14 protein-coding genes and 1 pseudogene are annotated in these 20100 nt (G+C 67.2%); 6 read left to right on the forward strand and 9 right to left on the reverse strand.

The window, feature by feature from the left end:
- The 3 genes from NGM28_RS07015 to NGM28_RS07025 form a co-directional block, all read left to right on the forward strand.
- Positions 1 to 5002: non-ribosomal peptide synthetase (locus tag NGM28_RS07015; RefSeq protein WP_252089390.1), on the forward strand; the 5002-nt coding region annotated here is incomplete at its 5' end.
- An 86-nt stretch (positions 5003 to 5088) separates the two neighbouring features.
- Complete coding sequence (gene macA, locus NGM28_RS07020) at positions 5089 to 6243, forward strand: macrolide transporter subunit MacA (RefSeq protein WP_252089392.1); 1155 nt, start codon at positions 5089 to 5091, stop codon at positions 6241 to 6243.
- Positions 6244 to 6245: 2 nt separating this feature from the next.
- Positions 6246 to 8249, forward strand: a complete 2004-nt coding sequence (locus NGM28_RS07025; RefSeq protein ID WP_240063148.1) for a MacB family efflux pump subunit — start codon at positions 6246 to 6248, stop codon at positions 8247 to 8249.
- Positions 8250 to 8335: 86 nt separating this feature from the next.
- Here the strand turns inward: NGM28_RS07025 and NGM28_RS07030 are convergent, their stop codons facing one another.
- The 5 genes and pseudogenes from NGM28_RS07030 to ribBA form a co-directional block, all read right to left on the reverse strand.
- The gene (locus tag NGM28_RS07030; protein WP_252089394.1) at positions 8336 to 9448 is read right to left on the reverse strand and encodes an ABC transporter ATP-binding protein; all 1113 of its coding nucleotides are present in this window, start codon (positions 9446 to 9448) and stop codon (positions 8336 to 8338) included.
- A gap of 19 nt (positions 9449 to 9467) precedes the next feature.
- A pseudogene (locus NGM28_RS07035) lies at positions 9468 to 10277 on the reverse strand (ABC transporter permease).
- 6 nt (positions 10278 to 10283) lie between these two features.
- The gene (locus NGM28_RS07040; protein ID WP_240063146.1) at positions 10284 to 11201 is read right to left on the reverse strand and encodes an ABC transporter permease; all 918 of its coding nucleotides are present in this window, start codon (positions 11199 to 11201) and stop codon (positions 10284 to 10286) included.
- The gene (locus NGM28_RS07045) at positions 11198 to 12223 is read right to left on the reverse strand and encodes a polyamine ABC transporter substrate-binding protein (RefSeq protein WP_240063145.1); all 1026 of its coding nucleotides are present in this window, start codon (positions 12221 to 12223) and stop codon (positions 11198 to 11200) included. Before NGM28_RS07045 ends, NGM28_RS07040 begins: the two co-directional genes overlap by 4 nt.
- A 598-nt stretch (positions 12224 to 12821) precedes the next feature.
- Positions 12822 to 13934, reverse strand: a complete 1113-nt coding sequence (gene ribBA / locus NGM28_RS07050; protein ID WP_240063144.1) for a bifunctional 3,4-dihydroxy-2-butanone-4-phosphate synthase/GTP cyclohydrolase II — start codon at positions 13932 to 13934, stop codon at positions 12822 to 12824.
- Positions 13935 to 14011: 77 nt separating this feature from the next.
- Here ribBA and NGM28_RS07055 point away from each other — a divergent pair, with 77 nt between their 5' ends.
- Entirely contained in the window at positions 14012 to 14305 is a 294-nt protein-coding gene (locus NGM28_RS07055) for a DUF1330 domain-containing protein (RefSeq protein WP_240063143.1), read from the forward strand.
- An 87-nt stretch (positions 14306 to 14392) separates the two neighbouring features.
- Here the strand turns inward: NGM28_RS07055 and NGM28_RS07060 are convergent, their stop codons facing one another.
- From NGM28_RS07060 to NGM28_RS07070, 3 genes are all read right to left on the reverse strand, one after another.
- Positions 14393 to 15394 (reverse strand): TerC family protein, encoded by a 1002-nt coding sequence (locus NGM28_RS07060; RefSeq protein ID WP_252089396.1) that lies wholly within the window; start codon positions 15392 to 15394, stop codon positions 14393 to 14395.
- A 160-nt stretch (positions 15395 to 15554) separates the two neighbouring features.
- Positions 15555 to 16211 (reverse strand): DUF3313 domain-containing protein, encoded by a 657-nt coding sequence (locus tag NGM28_RS07065; protein WP_252089399.1) that lies wholly within the window; start codon positions 16209 to 16211, stop codon positions 15555 to 15557.
- The gene (locus tag NGM28_RS07070) at positions 16208 to 16546 is read right to left on the reverse strand and encodes a hypothetical protein (protein WP_252089400.1); all 339 of its coding nucleotides are present in this window, start codon (positions 16544 to 16546) and stop codon (positions 16208 to 16210) included. The genes NGM28_RS07065 and NGM28_RS07070 overlap by 4 nt, the downstream gene beginning before the upstream one ends.
- Before the next feature lie 162 nt (positions 16547 to 16708).
- Here NGM28_RS07070 and NGM28_RS07075 point away from each other — a divergent pair, with 162 nt between their 5' ends.
- Positions 16709 to 17416, forward strand: a complete 708-nt coding sequence (locus NGM28_RS07075) for a response regulator (RefSeq protein ID WP_502943835.1) — start codon at positions 16709 to 16711, stop codon at positions 17414 to 17416.
- The gene (locus NGM28_RS07080; RefSeq protein WP_252089403.1) at positions 17413 to 18747 is read left to right on the forward strand and encodes an ATP-binding protein; all 1335 of its coding nucleotides are present in this window, start codon (positions 17413 to 17415) and stop codon (positions 18745 to 18747) included. Before NGM28_RS07075 ends, NGM28_RS07080 begins: the two co-directional genes overlap by 4 nt.
- A 4-nt stretch (positions 18748 to 18751) precedes the next feature.
- Here NGM28_RS07080 and NGM28_RS07085 read toward each other — a convergent pair whose 3' ends face one another.
- On the reverse strand, positions 18752 to 20059 hold the full coding sequence (locus NGM28_RS07085; protein WP_240063137.1) for a substrate-binding domain-containing protein: 1308 nt from the start codon (positions 20057 to 20059) through the stop codon (positions 18752 to 18754).
- Positions 20060 to 20100: the final 41 nt, after the last annotated feature.

Consider the following 20100-nt stretch of genomic DNA (forward strand, 5'->3'; position numbering starts at 1 on the left):
CCTGCGTGCGCAGGGCATGACGGTGGACATCCGCGTGCTGTTCGACAAACCCACCGTGGCGGCGCTGGCCGCCACCCTTGGCCAGGTGTTCGAGGCAGAGGTGCCGGCCAACCGCATCGACGATGACTGCACCCACATCACGCCGGACTTGCTGCCACTGATCGCGCTGGAGCAACAGGCCATCGACCGCATCGTCGCCAGCGTGCCGGGGGGCGCGGCCAATGTGCAGGACATTTATCCCCTGGGGCCCCTGCAGGCAGGTATCCACTTCCACCACCTGGCCAGCGAGGGGGCCGACCCCTATGTCCAGCAGGTCACGTTCCTGCTGGATGATGCCGGACGCCTGGCGACGTTGCAGCGTGCCTTGGACCAAGTGATCGCGCGCCACGATATCCTGCGCACCTCGCTGTATTGGGAGGGCCTGGCGCAGCCGGTGCAAGTGGTCTGGCGCCAGGCGCCGCTGGAGGTTGTGGCCATCGCTGACGGCCAAGCGCCGGCCCTGCGCCTGGACCTGACCCGCGCGCCCTTGCTGCGCCTGGTTCACCACCAGGCCCAGGGCAACGGTGCCATCGAGGCGACCTTGCTGTTCCACCACATGGTCATGGACCACGTTGCCCAGGACGTGCTGCGCGCCGAACTGCAGGCCTGCCTGCTCGGCGAAGCCCATCGGCTGCCCGCGCCGGTGCCGTACCGCAACTACATCGCCCAGGTGCTGCAAGGCGCGGACGAGGCCCAGCATGAGGCCTACTTCCGCGAACAACTGGGCGACATCGACGAGCCGACCTTGGCCTACGGCGCCCATCCACACCCACACCCGGATGCCGAGGCCGAGGTCCGGCAAATGCTCGACAATACGCTGTCACGCCAGCTGCGCGAGCAGGCCCGCCAGCTTGGCGTCGGCGCCGCCAGCCTGCTGCACCTGGCCTGGGGGCTGGTGCTGGGGCAGCTGTCGGGGCGCGACAGCGTGGTCTTCGGCACGGTGTTACTGGGCCGGCTGCAGGGTGGCGAGGGCGTGGAGCGGGCGCTGGGGATGTTCATCAACACCTTGCCGCTGCGCCTGAACGTCGGCGGCCTGCCGGTGCGCGAGGCGGTGCTCGACACCCATCGCCGCCTGACCGGGCTGTTGGTGCATGAGCATGCCCAGCTCGCCCTGGCCCAGCGTTGCAGCGCACTGCCCCCCGGGGCGCCGCTGTTCAGTACCTTGCTGAACTACCGCCACAGCGCCGTGGCAGTGCGTGCCGATGCACAGGCCGCGCAGGCCTGGGCCGGCATCCAGCTGCTGCAGGCCCATGAAGGCAGCAACTATCCGCTGGTGCTGAGCATCGACGACCTGGGCGAGGCCTTCTGCCTCAGCGCCCAGTGCGCGCCAGGCATCGACGCTCATCGTCTGTGCGGCTATCTCGAACACGCTGTGCAAGGGCTGCTGCACGCCCTGGAATCGGCTCCGGAGCAGGGCCTGGAGCAGCTCGATATTGTGCCGGCCGAGGAGCGCCAGCGCTTGCTCGTCGAGTACAACGCCAGCGACCGCGACTACCCGCGCGAAGAGCCGGTGCAGCGCCTGTTCGAACAGCGCGTGGCGCGTCATCCGCTGGCCCCTGCCGCCGTGCACGATGAACGCCAGTTGACCTACCGCGAGCTCAACGAGCAGGCCAACCAGCTGGCCCACTGGCTGATCGGCGAAGGCGTGGCGCCGTGTGACCACGTGGCGGTCCTGCTGCCGCGCTCGCTGCCGTTGCTGGTGGCCCAGCTGGCAGTACTCAAGTGCGCCGCGGTGTATGTGCCGCTGGACATCAACGCGCCCACCGAGCGCCAGGCGTTCATGGCGCAGGATTGCCAGGCGGTGGCGCTGCTGACCCTCGGCGGCATTGCCGGGGACCTGGGTGTGCGGCGCGTCGACCTCGATTGCCTGGCGCTCGACGACCAGCCCGTGCATAACCCGGGCCTGGCCGTGGACGCTACCGAGGTGGCCTACGTGATGTACACCTCCGGCTCCACCGGCACGCCGAAAGGGGTGCGTGTCGCGCACCGCGGCATCACCCGCCTGGTGCTGAACAACGGCTACGCCGACTTCAATGCCCAGGACCGTATCGCCTTCGCCGCCAACCCGGCGTTCGACGCCGCCACCATGGATGTCTGGGGGGCGCTGCTCAACGGTGGCCAGGTGCTGGTGATCGATCACCAGACGCTGCTGGAGCCGGCACGTTTCGGCGCCACTTTGCGCGATGGCGGGGCCAGCGTGCTGTTCGTCACCACCGCGCTGTTCAACCAGTATGTGCAACTGATCCCCGAAGCCCTGGCCGGGCTGCGCATCCTGCTGTGCGGCGGCGAGCGTGGCGACCCCGGCGCCTTCCGTGCCTTGCTGGCCCAGGCGCCGGCCCTGCGCCTGGTGCATTGCTACGGGCCCACGGAAACCACCACTTTCGCCACCACCCACGAAGTGCGGGCGCTGGCCGAGGACGCCGAGCATGTGCCGATCGGCCGCCCCATCGGCAACACCACGGTCTATGTGCTCGATCACCAGGGCCGGGTGCTGCCCGAAGGGGTGACCGGGGAGCTGTACATCGGCGGCGACGGTGTGGCGCTGGGGTACCTCGAACGCCCGCAACTGACCGCCGAGCGTTTCCTCGACGACCCGTTCAGCCCGGTTCCCGGCGCGCGGATGTACCGCACCGGCGACCTGGCCCGTTGGCGCCCGGACGGCCAGCTGGAATGCCTGGGGCGCAATGACGACCAGGTCAAGATCCGCGGCTTCCGCATCGAGCTGGGCGAGATCGAGCAGCACCTGGCCCTGTGCCCGGGGCTGGATGACGGGGTGGTCCAGGCCTTGCGCCTGGAACAGGGGCCGCTGCGCCTGGTGGCCTGGTTCACCCGTCACGACCCGGCGCTCGACGGCCTGAAGGTGCGGGCGTTCCTGCGCGAGCGGCTGCCGGAGTACATGCTGCCGGCGGCCTTCGTGGCACTGGAGGCGCTGCCGCTGACCAACAATGGCAAGGTCGACCGCAAGGCACTGCCGCTGCCCGGCGCACAGGACATGCTGGTGGCCGCCTTCGAAGCCCCGGCCAGCGCCCTGGAACACGCCCTGGCCGCGTTGTGGGCGCAGGTGCTGGAGGTGGAGCGGGTCGGTCGGCATGACAACTTCTTCGAGCTCGGCGGGCATTCGCTGTTGGCGATCCGCCTGGTGAGCGAGATGGAGCGTACCGGGCTGCGTACCACCCTGGCGGAGCTTTTCCAGCATCCGAACATCGCCGCCCTGGCCGAGCGCCTGGACGAACGTGAGCCAGGCGGTGACGACGACAGCCTGGTCACCGTGCGTGCCGAGGGCAACCTGCCGCCGCTGTTCCTGCTTCACGAGTTCAGCGGCCTGGACCTCTATTTCCCGGTCCTGGGCCGGCATGTGCCGGGCGACTTCCCGATCTACGGGTTGCCCGGTGTCCCCGTCGGCCAGCCGCAGCTGTACACCCTCGAGTGCCTGGCGGCGCGCCTGGTGCGGCGGATCCGGGCGGTACAGCCCCATGGCCCGTACCACTTGGCCGGCTGGTCGTTTGGCGGGGTGCTGGCGTACGAGGTGGCCGCCCAGTTGCTGGGGGCGGACGAAGCGGTGGCCTTCGTCGGCCTGATCGACACCTATGTGCCGCGCCTGGTCGACCAGGGCAAGGCGCGCTGGCAAGGCCCGCGGCAGGCCGAGGCGCAATTGCTGCAGCACTGCCAGCTGCACTGGCAGGAACAGGGGCAGGCGGGGGCTGCGCAGCTGGCGCAAGTCGAGGCGCTGCACACCGACGACAGGGCGTTCGATGCGCTGCTCGCCCATTGCCGCGAACGCCAATTGCTGGTGCCGGGCCTGGCCCAGGCCAGCGATGCGCAACTGCGCCACTTCTTCGAGCGCCATGTCGCCCATGGGCATGCCCTGGCCCATTACCACCTGGCGCCGCTGCCGCTGCCGTTGCACCTGTTCAAGGCCGAGCAGCGCGAGAACAGCGTCCCCTGCGACAGCCCGACCCTGGGCTGGGCCGAAGCGTTGCCGGGGCAGGTGTTGCATTGCCTGACGGTACCTGGCAACCACCAGAGCCTGATCCAGGCGCCCAACGCGGCCGTGCTCGGCGAGGCCATCGCCCAGGCCATGACGGCCGCGCAAGGCCACGCGTTGCCAGTCCACCAGCCGCTGCTGGCGATCCAGAGCGGCACGCCCGGGCATGTGCCGGTGTTCTGCGTGCCGGGCGCGGGGGACAGCGTCACCAGCTTCATCGGCCTGGCCGAGGCCCTGGGCCAGGATTGGCCGGTGCATGGGCTGCAAGCCAGGGGCCTGGCCGCAGGCGAGGTGCCGCACAGCAGCGTGGAGGTCGCGGCGGATTGCCATGTACGGGCCATCGAGGCGTTCTATCCCCAGGGGCCAGTGAACCTGGTCGGGCATTCGTTTGGCGGCTGGGTCGCGCATGCCATGGCGGCGCGCTTGCAGGCCAAGGGCCGCGAGGTGCGATCGCTGACCCTGATTGACAGCGAGGCGCCGGGCGGCGGTGGCGGTTGCGGCAAGCCGCACACCTTCACCGAAGCCCTGCAGCGGCTGGTCGAGTCGTTGCAGCTGTCCACCGGCAAGTCGCTGGGCATTGCCGCCGACGCCTTCGCCGAGGCGCACGACCAGGCGCAATTGAACCAACTGCATGGGGCCATGGTACGGGTCGGGCTGTTGCCGGCGCGCTCCACGCCCCAGGCCCTGGCGGGCGTGGTGCGCACCTTCGCCAGTGCGCTGCGCACGGTCTATCGGCCACAGGCGCAGTTCGACGGCCTGGCGCGGCTGGTGCTGGTGACGGACCCGGCCCTGGATGCCACCGGCAACCAGCGCGAGCATCGGGCCATGGAGGAGGGCTGGCGGCAACTGATGCCCAAACTGGAGGTATGGCAGGGGCCAGGCAACCACTTCAGCATCCTCAAGGTGCCGGATGTGTTCAGCCTGGCGGCGTGGTGGCATGACGGCCAGGCCTTGGCCTTGAAGACGAGGTTGTCGTGAAGCCAGGCGAAGGATTGTCTGTGGGAGCGGCCTTGTGTCGCGAAAGGGCCGCAGCGCGGCCCCTCTCTGATCAGTAGTGGGCACTCATGGAAAAGTCGAAGTTTCGCAAGATCACGCTGGGCGCCGCGGTGGCCCTGGTCGCCGGTATCGTGCTGTACGCGGTGCAGGCGCCGGCCAAGCCGCCGCAATACATCACCGCCACGGTCGAACGTGGCGACATCGAGAACGCGGTATTGGCCACCGGCACCCTGGAGGGCATCCGCCAGGTGGATGTCGGTGCCCAGGTGTCCGGGCAGCTCAAGTCGCTGAAGGTCAAGCTGGGCGACAAGGTCACCGAGGGCCAATGGCTGGCCGAGATCGACCCGCTGGTGCTGCGCAACACCCTGCGCCAGGCCGAAGTGGACGCGGAAAAGCTGCAGGCCGAACGCCGCTCGACCCAGGCCAAGCTCAAGCAGGCCAAGCGGGTCTATGAGCGCTATGAAGTGCTGCAGGAGGACGAATCGATCTCGCGCCAGGATTTCGACAACGCCGAATCGGAATACGAGGTGCAGCAGGCCAACCTGTTGTCGCTGGACGCGCAGATCAAGAGCGCCCAGGTGCAGGTCGACACGGCCAGGGTCAACCTGGGCTACACCCGCATCGTCGCGCCGATCAACGGCCATGTGGTGGGGGTCGTCACCCAGGAAGGCCAGACCGTGATCGCCAACCAGCTGGCACCGATACTGCTCAAGCTCGCCGACCTGGACACCATGACCATCAAGGCGCAGGTGTCCGAGGCCGACGTGATCCATATCAGCCCCGGCCAGCAGGTGTACTTCACCATCCTCGGTGACGACCAGCGTTACTACGCCAAGCTGCGTGGCACCGAGCCCGCGCCGCAGAACTACCTGGAGAGCAGCGACAAGAGCAGCGGTGCTTCCCGCCAGGCCAGCGCGGTGTTCTACAACGCGCTGTTCGAGGTACCCAACCCCGAGCACCGCCTGCGCATCTCGATGACCGCCCAGGTGCGCATCGTCCTCGACACCGCGCAAGGGGTGCTGACCGTGCCGGTGGCGGCGTTGGGCCCGCGCGACAAGGACGGCAGCTTCGCGGTGCGGGTGCTCGACGCCAAGGGCTTCGCCCAGGTGCGCAAGGTGCAGGCCGGGATCAACAACAACGTCAAGGTGCAGGTCAAGGCCGGCCTGGACGAGGGTGATCGGGTGGTGATCGGCGAACCTGTTACCGGTGAGTCGGGGGCGTGACCATGAACATGACTGTCGAGTTGTCGCCGCAGCGAACGCGGGCGACGGAGCAAGGCCAGGCGCTGTTGCGCCTGACAGGCGTGAGCCGGCGCTTCATGGCCGGCGACCGCGAGTTCCTGGCGCTCAAGGACATCGACCTGCAGATCCGTGCCGGCGAGCTGGTGGCGATCATCGGCGCCTCGGGCTCGGGCAAATCGACGCTGATGAACATCCTCGGTTGCCTGGACCACGCCAGCAGCGGCAGCTACCAGGTCAATGGCCAGGAGACCCGGGACCTGGACGACGACGCCCTGGCCGCGCTGCGGCGTGACCATTTCGGATTCATCTTCCAGCGCTACCACCTGTTGCCGCACCTGGACGCCCTGCGCAACGTGGAGATCCCCGCTGTGTATGCCGGCGTGCCCCAGGCCGGGCGCCATCAAAGGGCCCGTGAACTGTTGACGCGCCTGGGCCTGGCCGGGCACCTGGCGAACCGCCCCAGCCAGCTGTCCGGTGGCCAGCAGCAGCGGGTGAGCATCTGCCGGGCGTTGATGAACGGCGGCGAGGTGATCCTTGCCGACGAGCCCACCGGGGCCCTGGACACCGCCAGCGGCAAGGAGGTGATGAACATCCTGCTGGAGCTGCACGCCGCCGGGCATACGGTGATCCTGGTGACCCACGACCCCAAGGTGGCCGCCCATGCCGAGCGCATCATCGAGGTCAGCGACGGGCAGATCGTCGATGACCGGCGCACGGTGCGCGAAGCTGCTAAGCCGGTTGATGAGGTGCAGCCGGCCGCCGAACGGGCGCCACGGCGGTTGGTGGCGAGCCTGGGGCTGTTCCGCGAGGCCTTCAAGATGGCCTGGATCGCCTTGATTTCGCACCGCATGCGCACCTTGCTGACCATGCTCGGGATCATCATCGGCATCACCTCGGTGGTGTCGATCTCGGCGATCGGCGAGGGCGCCAAGGGCTATGTGCTCAAGGATATCCAGGCGATCGGCAGCAACACCATCGACATCTACTCGGGCAAGAGTTTCGGCGACAGCCGCGCCAAGGCCATCGAGACCCTGTCGCCGGCCGACGTCACCGCGCTCAACGAGCTGTACTACGTCGACAGCGCCACCCCGGTGATCGGCCAGGGTTCACTGGTGCGCTACCGCAACATCGACGCCGACGTGCAGCTCAACGGGGTCAGCGAGCAGTACTTCCAGGTGCGCAACATCCCCCTGGCCGAGGGCATCGTGTTCAGCGCCGACGACGCCCGGCGCCAGGCGCAGGTGGTGGTGATCGACCACAACACCCGCAAGCGCCTGTTCGCGCCCGGGGTCGAGGCACTGGGGCAGGTGATTTTGGTGGGCAGCCTGCCGTGCACGGTGATCGGCGTGACCGCCGAGAACAAGAACCTGTTCGTCGCCGGCAACTCGCTGAACGTATGGATGCCCTACGAGACCGCAGCCGGGCGCGTGCTTGGCCAGCGCCACCTGGACAGCATCAGCGTGCGGATCAAGGACGGCCTGCCGAGCAAGCGGGTGGAGGAGGAAGTCAACAAGCTGATGCTGCAGCGCCATGGCACCAAGGACTTCTTCACCAACAACCTCGACAGCATCATGCAGACGGTGCAGAAGACCAGCCGTTCGCTGACCCTGTTGTTGTCGCTGATCGCGGTGATCTCGCTGGTGGTAGGGGGCATCGGGGTGATGAACATCATGCTGGTGTCGGTGACCGAGCGTACCCGCGAGATCGGTATCCGCATGGCGGTGGGGGCACGGCAGTCGGATATCCGCCAGCAGTTCCTGGTGGAGGCGGTGATGGTCTGCCTGATCGGCGGGGTGATCGGGATCGGGCTGTCGTACGGGATCGGCTACCTGTTCGCGTTGTTCGTCAAGCAGTGGGAGATGGTGTTCTCGCTGGGGTCGATCGTGACGGCGTTCGTCTGTTCGACGCTGATCGGCATCGTGTTCGGCTTCGTGCCGGCGAGGAATGCCGCGCGGTTGGACCCGATCGAGGCCCTGGCGCGGGATTGAGGCCCGTTCGCCGGCAAGCCGGCTCCTACAGGTGCAAACGCGACGCTGTACCCGTAGGAGCCGGCTTGCCGGCGAAAGCTTTTCAGCTACAGCTCGGTATAAACGCAGGCATCCGCCACCGCCCAGCGCACCTTGACCCGGTCACCCGGCTGCATGGGCATGCCGGCCGCAGACAGCGCCTTGACCGTCAACTCCGTCCCGCCCTGGGTCACTACATGGCACGTCTGGCTTTCCCCCAGGAACAGCACCTCGCCGACACGGGCATCCACCTCGTTCCACCCTCCGGGCAGCGCTTCGCGTGCCGCTTGTTCAAGCGTCAGGGCCACTGCCTTCTCCGGCCGCACCATGACCTGAGCGTCCTGCCCGTTCGCCAGCCCCGGCGTCAGGCGGATCGCCACCGGTTGCCCCTCGAAACTGCCTGCGCCATTGCCGCTGGCCGTGATCCGCAGGAAGTTGGAGTTGCCCAGGAACGAGGCGACGAAGGCATTGGGCGGGTTCTGGTAGAGGTCGTAGCCGGTGCCCAGCCCGACGATCCGCCCATGGCTGAAGATGGCGATGCGCTGTGACAGGCGCATCGCCTCTTCCTGGTCATGGGTCACGTAGACGATGGTGATCCCCAGGCGCCGATGCAGCTGGCGCAGCTCGTCCTGCAGGTCCTCGCGCAGCTTCTTGTCCAGCGCCCCGAGCGGTTCGTCCATCAGCAGGATGCGCGGCTCGTACACCAGCGCCCGGGCAATCGCCACGCGCTGCTGCTGGCCGCCGGAGAGCTGGGCCGGGCGGCGGTGGGCGAACGGCTCCAGCTGCACCAGCTTGAGCATGGCGTCCACGCGCTTGGTGATTTCGCTGGCACTGTGCTTGCGGATGGCCAGGGGGAAGGCAATGTTGTCGCGCACGTTCAGGTGCGGGAACAGCGAGTAGCGCTGGAACACCATGCCGATGCCGCGCTTGTGCGGCGGCACGTTCACCAGCGACTGGCCCTGGACCAGGATCTCGCCGCTGCTCGGGGTCTCGAAGCCGGCCAGCATCGACAGGGTGGTGGACTTGCCCGAGCCGCTGGAGCCGAGGAAGGTGAGGAACTCGCCGTCCTGGATGTCCAGGTCGATGTTGTCCACCGCGGCGAAGTCGCCGTAGTGCTTGTTCAGGTTGCGCAGGCTGACCAGGGGCAGGCCGCGCGCATCGTCTTTCATCACTGCACTCATTGTTGTTGTCTCCGGGCGCTCAGGCGCTGACTTCGTTGCGCCGGCGCAGGGCGGCGGCGATGACCATGATCAGTACCGACAGGCCGATCAGCAGCGTCGAGGCGACGGCGATGACCGGGGTCAGGTCCTGGCGCAGGGTGGTCCACATCTTCACGGGCAGGGTTTGCAGTTCGGGGCTGGCCATCATCACGCTGAGCACCACCTCGTCCCAGGACACCAGGAAGGCGAACAGGCCGCCGGCGATCATCCCCGGGCGGATGGCCGGAAAGGTCACCTTGACGATCGCCTGCAGGCGCGAGGCGCCGCAGATCACCGCAGCGTCCTCGATCGACTGGTCGAACAGCTTGAGCGAGTTGATGATCGAGATGATGGTGAAGGGCAGGGCGACGATCACGTGGCTGACCACGAAGGCCACCAGCGTGCCGGTGTAGCCCAGCTTGAGGAACAGCGCTTACACCGCCACGGCGATAATCACCAGCGGCACGATCATCGGCAGGGTGAACAGCCCGTACAGCAGCTCGCGGCCGGGGAAGCGCCCGCGCACCAGGGCGAAGGCGGTGGGCAGGCCCAGGGCCACGGCGGCGAGGGTGGTCAGCACGGCGACCTTGAGGCTGGCCAGGGCGGCGTCCATCCACTCGGGGTTGGAGAAGAACTGGCCGTACCATTTGAGTGTCCAGCCCGGTGGCGGGAACACCAGCCACTGCGATGAGCCGAACGACAGCAGGACGATGAACAGGATCGGCAGCAGCAGGAACGCCGCGATCAGCCCGGTGGTCAGGTACAGGCCCGTGCGCAGTGGACGGCCCATGGCGTTGGGGGTCAGGAGCATGGTCGCTTACCTCGCGTTGCCGACCGGGGATTCCGGTTGCAGCTTCAGGTAGAAGTAGAAGAGCACCAGGGTGATCAGCACCAGCAATGCCGCGGCGGCGCTGGCCAGGCCCCAGTTGAGGAACGACTGCACCTGCTGGACGATGAACTCCGGCAGCATCATGTTCTGCGCACCGCCGAGCAGCGCCGGGGTCACGTAGTAACCCAGCGACATGACGAACACCATCAGCGCGCCGGAGAACAACCCCGAGCGGCAAAGGGGGATGAACACCTTCCAGAAGTTGGTCCAAGGGCTGGCGCCACAGATGGCGCCGGCCTGCAGCACCATCGGGTCGATGGCCTGCATGGTCGCCTGCAGCGGCAGGACGATGAACGGCACCATGATGTAGCTCATGCCGATCACCACGCCGGTGAGGTTGTGCACCATCTCCAGCGGTGCGTCGACGATGCCCAGCGCCATCAGGAATTTGTTGATCACCCCCGAGGCCTGCAGCAGCACCAGCCAGGAGTAGGTACGCGCCAGCAGGCTGGTCCACATCGACAGCAACACGATGTTCAGCAGCCAGCGGCCCCAGCCTCGAGGTACCAGGGTAATCGCCCAGGCCAGCGGGAAACCTAGCAACACGCTGATCAGGGTGACCAGGCCAGCCACCGAGAAGGTGTTGAACAGCACCCGGGCATAGGCCGAGTTGGCGAACAGCTGCTCGTAGTTGCCCAGGCCCGGCACGGGCTCCAGCACCCCACGCAACAGCAGGCCGATCAGCGGTGCGAAGAAGAACAGCCCCAGGAACAGCAGCGCCGGCAACAGGTTGCGGCTGCCGCGCCAGCGCTGGCCCAGCGGCTGGCGGCTCTGCGCAGTCGTGGGCGCGCCGGTGCCGCTGGGGGCCCCTTGCGCGTTGTGCAGGGCGTTGATGGCGACTTTCATTTGACCAGCCACTCATTCCAGCGGGCGGCGATGGCCTGGCCGTTCTTCGCCCAGTAGGCGAAGTCCAGGGTGACCTGGTCCGGGGCATGGGCGGTGGGCAGGTCGGGGGCCAGTTCCGGGTGCAGCTGGCTGACGCTGTCGAGGTTGACCGGGGCGTAGGCGGTGAGGTTGGCGAACTCGGCCTGGCCCTTGGCGCTGCTGGCGTTGGCCAGGAACTTCATGGCCGCGTCCTTGTTCTTCGCACCCTTGGGGATGACCAGGAAATCGGCCATGACCAGGTTCTGCTTCCAGCTCACCCCGACCGGCGCGCCGTCCTGTTGCAGGGCATGCACGCGGCCGTTCCAGAACTGCCCCAGCGAGGCTTCGCCCGAGGCCAGCAATTGCTGCGACTGGGCGCCGCCGCCCCACCAGACGATGTCCTTCTTGATGCTGTCGAGTTTCTTGAAGGCGCGGTCCAGGTCCAGCGGGTAGAGCTGGTCGGCGGGCACGCCGTCGGCCAGCAGGGCCAGTTCGAGCACGCCGGGGCTCGGCCATTTGTACAGGGCGCGCTTGCCGGGGTAGGTCTTGGTGTCGAACAGCGCGCTCCAGTCCACTGGCTTGTTGGCGCCGAGCTTGCCTTCGTTGTAACCCAGCACGAAGGAGAAGAAGAACGAGCCGACACCGTGGTCGGAGACAAAACGCGGGTCAATGCGCTCGCGCTGGATGGCGCTGAAGTCGAGGGGTTCGAGCAGGCCTTCGCTGGCGGCGCGCAGGGCGAAGTCGGCTTCCACGTCGACCACGTCCCACTGCACGTTGCCGCTCTCGACCATGGCCTTGAGCTTGCCGTAGTCGGTGGGGCCGTCCTGCACGACCTTGATGTCGGTGGCCTTGGAGAAGGGCGCGGCCCATGCCTGTTTCTGCGCGTCCTGGGTGGTGCCGCCCCAGCTGACGAAGTTCAGGCTGTCGGCCGCCTGGGTGGCCTGGCAGGCCAAAGTCAGCAGGCTGGCAGCCAGCACGGTGGTTACTCGTTTGCTCAACAGCATGGTTACGCCCTCGTTGCTTTTGTTATTCGAGGCGGGCTTCTGTCGCCCGCCAAATGTGTTCGGGGAGCAGCTACAAGCGGGTGATGCGTGGCCGTTTCTGAAGTGTAGGTGTGGCCGGCAGCCATCAAGGTGTATGGGATATCATATTATGGTATTCCAAGATTTTCGCAAGAGGACGGCGTGACCGGCCATCAGCGAATTGCCCAGGTATGGCGGCAAACCCTTGTAGGAGCCGGCTTGCCGGCGAACGTGCCAGCAGCCACACCCTCGGTGCCAGCGGGTTCAAGATGTTTGGCGTCAGCGTTGCAGCGCCTCCGAGATCGAGCGCCGCTTGCGCGGCGCATCGCGGATGAATCCGCTCCTACAGGGCGGTAGCGCCAATCGATAGATCGGACAACCATGGCCTGTCAGGCATAGGCACGTTGCAACCGATGTAGAAGCGGATTTATCCGCGATGCGCCGCGCGGGCGGCGCTCGATCTCAAGAGTACTGCCAGGCCATCGCCAGGCATGTGGCCGCCGCCACTCGAACCCTTGCCTTGCGCCCAAGGGCTTGTCGCATTCACTGACCTGTCCCGCGATTGCAGGCACCACAACTATCAGTTGCCCTCGAACGGAATACTCTGCACCACTTCCAGCTCATACCCCGCCAGGCCCGCGTATTTCAGCGGTGGCCCGAGGTGGCGCAACTTGCCCACGCCCAAGTCCTGGAGAATCTGCGCGCCGGTGCCGACTTCCGAATACACCTTCGACTGCCCGCGCTGGTAGGGCCGCATCGGCTGGGTGAGCTGCGGCACCCGTTCGAGCAGGGCTTGCGAAGACTCATGGTTGGCCAAAATCACCACCACCCCGGCGCCTTCCTCGGCCACCTTCTGCAACGCCGCCCACAGCGTCCAGTTGGCAGGGCCGGCATACTCGGCCCCCACCAGGTCGCGCAACGGGTCGATCACGTGCACCCGCACCAGGGTTGGCTGTTCGCGGCGGATATCGCCCATCACCATGGCCATGTGCACGCCGCCTTCGATGCGGTCCTCGTAGGTGACCAGGCGAAAGGTGCCGTGCACGGTGGGGAGTTCGCGTTCGCCGATGCGTTTGATGGTCTGTTCGGTGCTCAGGCGGTAGTGGATCAGGTCGGCGATGGTGCCGATCTTGATGCCGTGGCGGGCGGCGAACACTTCCAGGTCCGGGCGCCGGGCCATGGTGCCGTCGTCGTTGAGCACCTCGACGATGACCGACGCCGGGCTGAAGCCGGCCAGGCGCGCCAGGTCGCAACCGGCCTCGGTGTGGCCGGCGCGGGTCAGCACGCCGCCTTCGCGGGCGCGCAGGGGGAAGATATGGCCGGGCTGCACCAGGTCCTCGGGGCGGGCAGCGGGCGCCATGGCGGCGGCCACGGTGCGCGCCCGGTCGGCGGCGGAGATGCCGGTGGTGACACCGCTGGCCGCTTCGATCGACACCGTGAAGGCGGTGCTGAACACGCTGCCATTGCTGGGCACCATCTGTTCTAGGCCCAGGCGCTGGCAGTGCTCGTCGGTCAGGGTCAGGCAGATCAGGCCCCGCGCCTCGCGGGCCATGAAGTTGATGGCCTGGGCGTCGCAGCGCTCGGCGGCGATCAGCAGGTCGCCTTCGTTTTCCCGGTCCTCGTCATCCACCAGTAGGACCATCCTGCCCTGGCGGTAGTCTTCGAGGAGTTCTTCGATGCTGTTGAAGGCCATGCTGCACGCTCACGGTGATCGGGTGAAATTATGGTATACCATAATACATAATTCACCTTGCAACAGGAGCACGACGAATGAAGGCCTACTGGATCGCCCATGTGGACGTCACCGACCCCGAGCAGTACCAGCAGTACACCCAGCGCGCGCCGGCGGCATTCGCCGCGTTTGGCGGGCGTTTCCTGGCCCGGGGTGGGCGCAGCGAGGCGATGGAAGGCGGGGCGACGCCCCAGCGTAGCGTGGTGATCGAGTTCGATTCATATGAGCAGGCCGTGGCCTGCTATCGCTCGGCGCTGTACCAGGCGGCCTGCCGCCATCGCCAGGGAGTTGCCCAGGCGCGGGTGATCATTGTCGAGGGGGTTGCGCCCTGATCCGCGGCCTGTTCGCCGGCAAGCCGGCTCCTACGGGTACAACGCAAGCCTCGGTAGGAGCCGGCTTGCCGGCGAACAGGCCGTGGATCACTTATCTGCACTGGCTGAATCGGCCCGCTGGCCACGGGTACGCAACAGCGACAACAACACCCCACCCAGCAGCAACCCGAACGTCACCCCCAGCGACAAGGCCGCCGGCACCTTGCCCACCAACCCGTGGTAGAAGATCTTGCAGCCGATGAAGATCAGCACCATTGCCAGCGCGTACTTGAGGTAGACGAACCGGTGCATCAGGGCCGCCAGGGCGAAATACAGCGAACGCAGGCCGAGGATGGCGAAGATGTTCGAGGTGTAGACGATGAACGGGTCCTGGGTGATGGCGAAGATCGCCGGCACGCTGTCGACGGCGAACACCAGGTCGGCCAGCTCGATCAGCACCAGGGCCAGGAACAGCGGCGTCGCGTAGCGAATCGCCCTGGTCGCCCCGGGAGGCGTCAGGCGCACGAAGAAGCGCGGGCCATGGATCTGCTCGGTGACCCGCATGTGCCGGCGCACGAAGCGCAGCACCGGGTTGTTGGCCAGGTCCGGGTGGGCATCGTCCTTGGCCAGCGCCATCTTGATACCGGTGAACAGCAGGAAGGCGCCGAAGATGTACAGCACCCAGGCAAAGTGCTGCACCAGCGCCGCGCCCACGCCGATCATGATCGCCCGCAGCACCACCACCCCGAGGATGCCCCAGAACAGCACGCGGTGCTGGTAGCGGCGGGGGATGGCGAAGAAGCTGAAGATCATCGCCATGACGAACACGTTGTCCATCGACAGCGACTGCTCGACCAGAAAACCCGTGTAGAACTCCAGCGCCGACTGGGCGCCCAGTTCATGCCAGACCCATGCGCCAAACAGCACGCCCACGCTGAAATAGCCGGCATATAGCAGCAGGCTTTCGCGCATCTCGATCTCGCGCTCCTGGCGGTGCAGCACGCCCAGGTCGAGCACCAGCAAGCCGATGACGATGACGATGAACACCAGCCACAACCAAGTGCTGGTGCCGAGGAACGAATCGGTGAGAAATGTGTGCAGAGCTGTCATGAGCCCCTCCTTGATTGTCGACGTTGCAGGGCAACAGTGATTCCGACATGGCGGCGCAAACCGTCAGAGGGGCCCGGCATCACATGGCGTTGATACTAGATGTGAATGCAGGAGGTGCCTGGGCGAGGCTGTTACATTTCTTTGCTTCGGGGGCGGTCGGTTATCGGTAGTTCGCCGCGTAGGCCTGGCGCAAGCCGACTGCCCAACCATCGAGCACGGCCTTGACGTTGTCGGCGGTCATCGCCTGCGCATCGTTTTCCAGCGGCGTACCGGTGCCGCTGAGCATGGCTTCGGCGATGATCCGGCCACTGGTACCCGCCTCGAAGATCAGCTCGGTGGCGATGTCGCTGTCGCGGTCACGCATGCCCGTGGCGCTGCTGATCCCCGCCGCCACCAGGGTGACCGGCAACCATTCGTAGAAGCGCAGGCCCTGGGTATCGGCACTGACGCGGGTGATGGCCGGCCTGACCACCAAGGTGTTGGGGCCGGGCTTGTCGACCACGGTCATCACCTTGCCCAGCTCGCTGCGCAGCGTCGCGTCGTAGTAGTGGCTGATGGCACTGAGGGTGGCCTGGGGAATGCGCGTGCTGGGTGTCGGCGCGGGGTAGTACTGGCTCGGTTGCAGGTAGACCTCGATGTAGCGGCCCCGTGGCCATCTCGGGTCGACCCAGCTGAGCACGGTCTGGCCCGATGACGCCTGCTGCCGGGTGAGCAGGCTGTAGTCGCTGAGGAACCCGGACGGCGCCGGCTTGCTGCTGCACGCCGACAGGCCAAGGGTGCTGGTCAGCACCATGGCCAGCAGATGGCGGCGGCTCATGGGCGCGCGCCTTCTTGCGGCGTTGCCTGCCCGGCCTGAAGCGGGGCACCGTCCCGCGATTCGTGGATGTGCAGTTGCCCATGGGCCATCAGCCAGTTGACGAGGTCCCGGGTCGGCACGCTGTGACAGTACTCGACCCATTCACCCGACTCTGGGCCGTAGTGTTCGAAGTAGCGGCGCAACGTGATCCGGCTCTGATCGTCCGCAAGGTCCAGGCTCACCTGCTGCACCAGCAGCGAACCCGATTGCCCGCGATGCGTGGTGCGCGCGCTGAGCACCAGGGGGGCGATGCCCTCGTGTCGGTCGATGCGCTGGCGAGTGTCGGTGATCGTCATGATGAGCCCTCGAGTAAGTTGAAGGCCCGCAGGTTGTAGGACTATTTTTGCCAGGTGATGTCTGGAACATGTCGGGCGTGATGAAATGTTGCGTGATTGAAATATATGACCGGCGCTGTGCAATGGTTTTAGATACGCCTTTTTTCCTGGACCGGTATGACCGTGAGCAGATTGCTGATCGTCGATGACGACGTGGAAATCCTTGGCCTGTTGAAGCAGTTCTTCGTCCAGCAGGGCTATGAGGTGGACCTGGCCACCGAGGGCCAGTCGATGTGGGCGGCGATCGAGCGGCAGTGCCCGGACGCGATCATCCTCGACCTGATGACGCCGGGCGAGGGCGGCCTGAGCCTGTGCCAGAAGCTGCGGGCGCAGGTCGGGGTGCCGCTCATCATGCTCACGGCCATGGCGGAGCTGAGCGACCGTATCATCGGCCTGGAGCTGGGCGCCGATGACTATGTGACCAAGCCCTTCGACCCCCGCGAGCTGCTGGCCCGCCTGCGCGCCGTGCAGCGTCGTGCCGGTGAGCAGCTGCCGCGAGGCGAGGCCGCCCGGCCGGTGATCGGTTTCGCCGGGTGGCGCCTGGATATCACCTGCCGCGAGCTGCGCTCGCCCGAGAACGTGATGATTCCGTTGTCGGGTGCGGAGTTCGACCTGCTGGTGGTGTTTCTGGAGCACCCCCAGCGCATCCTCACCCGCGAGCAACTGATCGACCTGACCCGCGGCCAGGGCCATGACGCTTTCGATCGCAGCATCGACGTGCAGGTCAGCCGGCTGCGGCGCAAGATCGAGCCCGACAGCAAGCGCCCGGACCTGATCCGCACCGTGCGCAACGGCGGCTACCTGTTCACCGCCAAGGTGACCCGTTCGTGATCTGGCGCCTGCTCGGCCGCGACACGCTCAGGCGGCGGATCGCCCTGACCATCTTCATCGCGCTGCTGGCCTCGCTGGCGCTCAACGCCCTGTTCGTCCAGGTGGCCGGCAGCTGGGCGCGGCCGCCCATCGAACGCACCGGCCTGCTCGAGCAGATCGCCGTGACCACCCGGGTGATCGAGACCGCGCCGCCGTCATTGCGCCTGCAACTGGCACAGGCGGCGAGCACACCGACGCTGCAGGTGCGCTGGAGTACAGAGCGTGGTGAGCTCGGCTTGCCTGGCCCGGGCACGCAGCTCTATTCGCGGGAGGTGCCGGCCATGGCGCAATTACTGGGGCCTGAGCGCGCCATCGCGGTGTACAACCCGGGTGACTGGCCAGCGGGCAGCGCCGAGGCGCACTACGCGGCGCTGGTCGCGCTGGCCGACGGCAGCTGGCTGTCGTTCGTGCCGCCGGAGCGCAGCTGGGGCCTGAGCGTGACGGCGCGGCTGGCGGTGGTCATCGGCCTGGGGCTGGTGGCGACCCTGCTGGTCGCCTGGTGGGCCACCCGCCAGCTGGCCAACCCGCTGCAGCGTTTCGCCAGCGCGGCGCGGCGTTTCGGTGGCGACCTGCAGGCGCCGCCCATCGCGGTCGAAGGCCCCGAGGAGATCCGCCAGGCAATCATCGCCTTCAACACCATGCAGGCGCAGATCCAGCACTTCCTGCGCGAGCGCACCCACCTGCTCGCAGCCATCTCCCATGACCTGCGCGCGCCGTTGACGCGCATGCGCCTGCGCAGCGAATTCATGGAGGACACCGACCATCAACGCAAGCTGGTACGCGATGTCGACGAGATGCAGACGATGATCAACGCGGCCCTGGCGTTTTTCCGCGAGGGCACGCAACTGGAGCAGCGCACCGCCTACGACCTGGCCGAGCTGTTGCAGACCCTCGTCGACGACTACCGCGACCAGCAGGTTGCCGTCGAGTACAACGGCCCTGCGCACCTGGTGCATGACGGCCGCCCGCTGGCGACCAAGCGGGTAATCGTCAACCTGCTGGAAAATGCCATGAAGTATGCGCGTGAACCCCAGATCGCGTTGAGCCGTGGCCCGCACCAGATCGTGATCGAAGTCAGCGACCGGGGGCCGGGTATTCCCGAAGACGCGCTGGAGCGTGTGTTCGATCCGTTCTACCGGCTGGAGGGGTCGCGCAACCGCGACACCGGTGGCGTTGGCCTCGGCTTGTCGGCCGCCCGGGCCAGCGTGCGTGAACAGGGGGGCGAGCTGACCTTGCGCAATCGCAGTGGCGCGGGGTTGGTGGCCCGGGTCGAACTGCCCGATGACCGCTGAGGGGTCAGTACACCCAGACCTCGACACGCCGGTTGCGCAAGCGCCCCTGTTCCAGGTCGTTACCGGCCACCGGCAGCTCATCGCCCATGCCTGCCACGTCCTTGACCTCCACGCCGGCCCGCGCCAGTTCACGGCGCACCGCCATGGCCCGCAGGCGCGAGAGCAGGGCGGCGCGGCCCGGGGTTTCCTTGGGGTCGCCGAAACCCACCAGCACCGCCTGCTCGTGCAGCTTGCCCGCATGGCGCAGGTAGTCGCCGACCCGCTGCACATCACGCAGGGCCTTGTTGTCGAGGCTGGCGCTGCCTTCCTGGAAGCGGAAGTTCACGGTCAGGCGCCGGGCTTCACTGGCCAGGGCGCGATAGCGTGGTGGCATGCCGGGTTGGACGGGGACGGGCAGCGCCTTGATCTGCTGGGCGACGAAACCCTGCTCGGCGACGATGGCCTGGCCGGCGGGGCTCTGGGCGAATTCGGCCAGCGCCCGGGCCAGGGGCTTGGCGTTGCCGGGCAGGTAGAAAAACAGCCGGCGCGACACCGGGTAATCCTCGCTCGCCACCAGGGCGAGGCTGGGGGGCAGGGCGGGCGCATCGCCCTCGGCCACCGCCAGCACCTTGGCGCCGTGCACCGTGGCCAGGCCGCTGAAGCCGATGGCCTGGCGGTCGGCCAGGACCTGCCCGGCCAGCGCGTCGGCCGACTCGAAGCGCCGCGCCTGGGGCGACAGCTCGCCGTGCTGAGGGTCGAGCACCCGCGCCTTGAACGTCTCGAAGGTGCCGGAGCGGTCGTCACGGGCATACAGGTGGATGGCGCCGCCGGGCACGCCCAGTTGTTCCCAACGCTGAACCTGCCCGGAAAAGACCTGCGCCAGTTGCGTGGTGTTCAGCTGTGACAGCGGGTTGTCGGGGTGGACGATCACCGCCACGCCGTCCAGGCCGATGACCTGTTCGCTACGGGCGCCGCGCATGTCCCCCAAGGCCTGCAGTTGTTGCGCTTCGGCATTGCTGATCGGCCGCGAGGCGGTCGCCAGGTCGGCCTCGCCGCTGGCCAGGGCGGCAAAGCCGGTGCTGGTGCCATGGGCCGCGATGGCGATACGCAGCGGTTGGTTGTCGCGGTCCCGGGCGCTGACCAGCGTCTCGTTGGGCGCAGGCCCGGGCGTCACCTCGATCGCGCTGGCACCCTGGGCCTTCAGCAGGCCGCCGACCAGTGCCGGGGCCAGCGCGGTACCGATGGTGTTTGAGCCCTGGATGCGCAGTTGCAGGGGGGCGGCCATGGCCAGCACCGGGAGCAGGCAGAGCAGCAGTGGAATCAGGCGAGGCATGCCGGGGACCTTTGGCACGAAGTTGCGCCGCAGATTACGAC

This window comes from Pseudomonas sp. MWU13-3659 (assembly GCF_023757525.1).
Classification (GTDB): domain Bacteria; phylum Pseudomonadota; class Gammaproteobacteria; order Pseudomonadales; family Pseudomonadaceae; genus Aquipseudomonas; species Aquipseudomonas entomophila_E.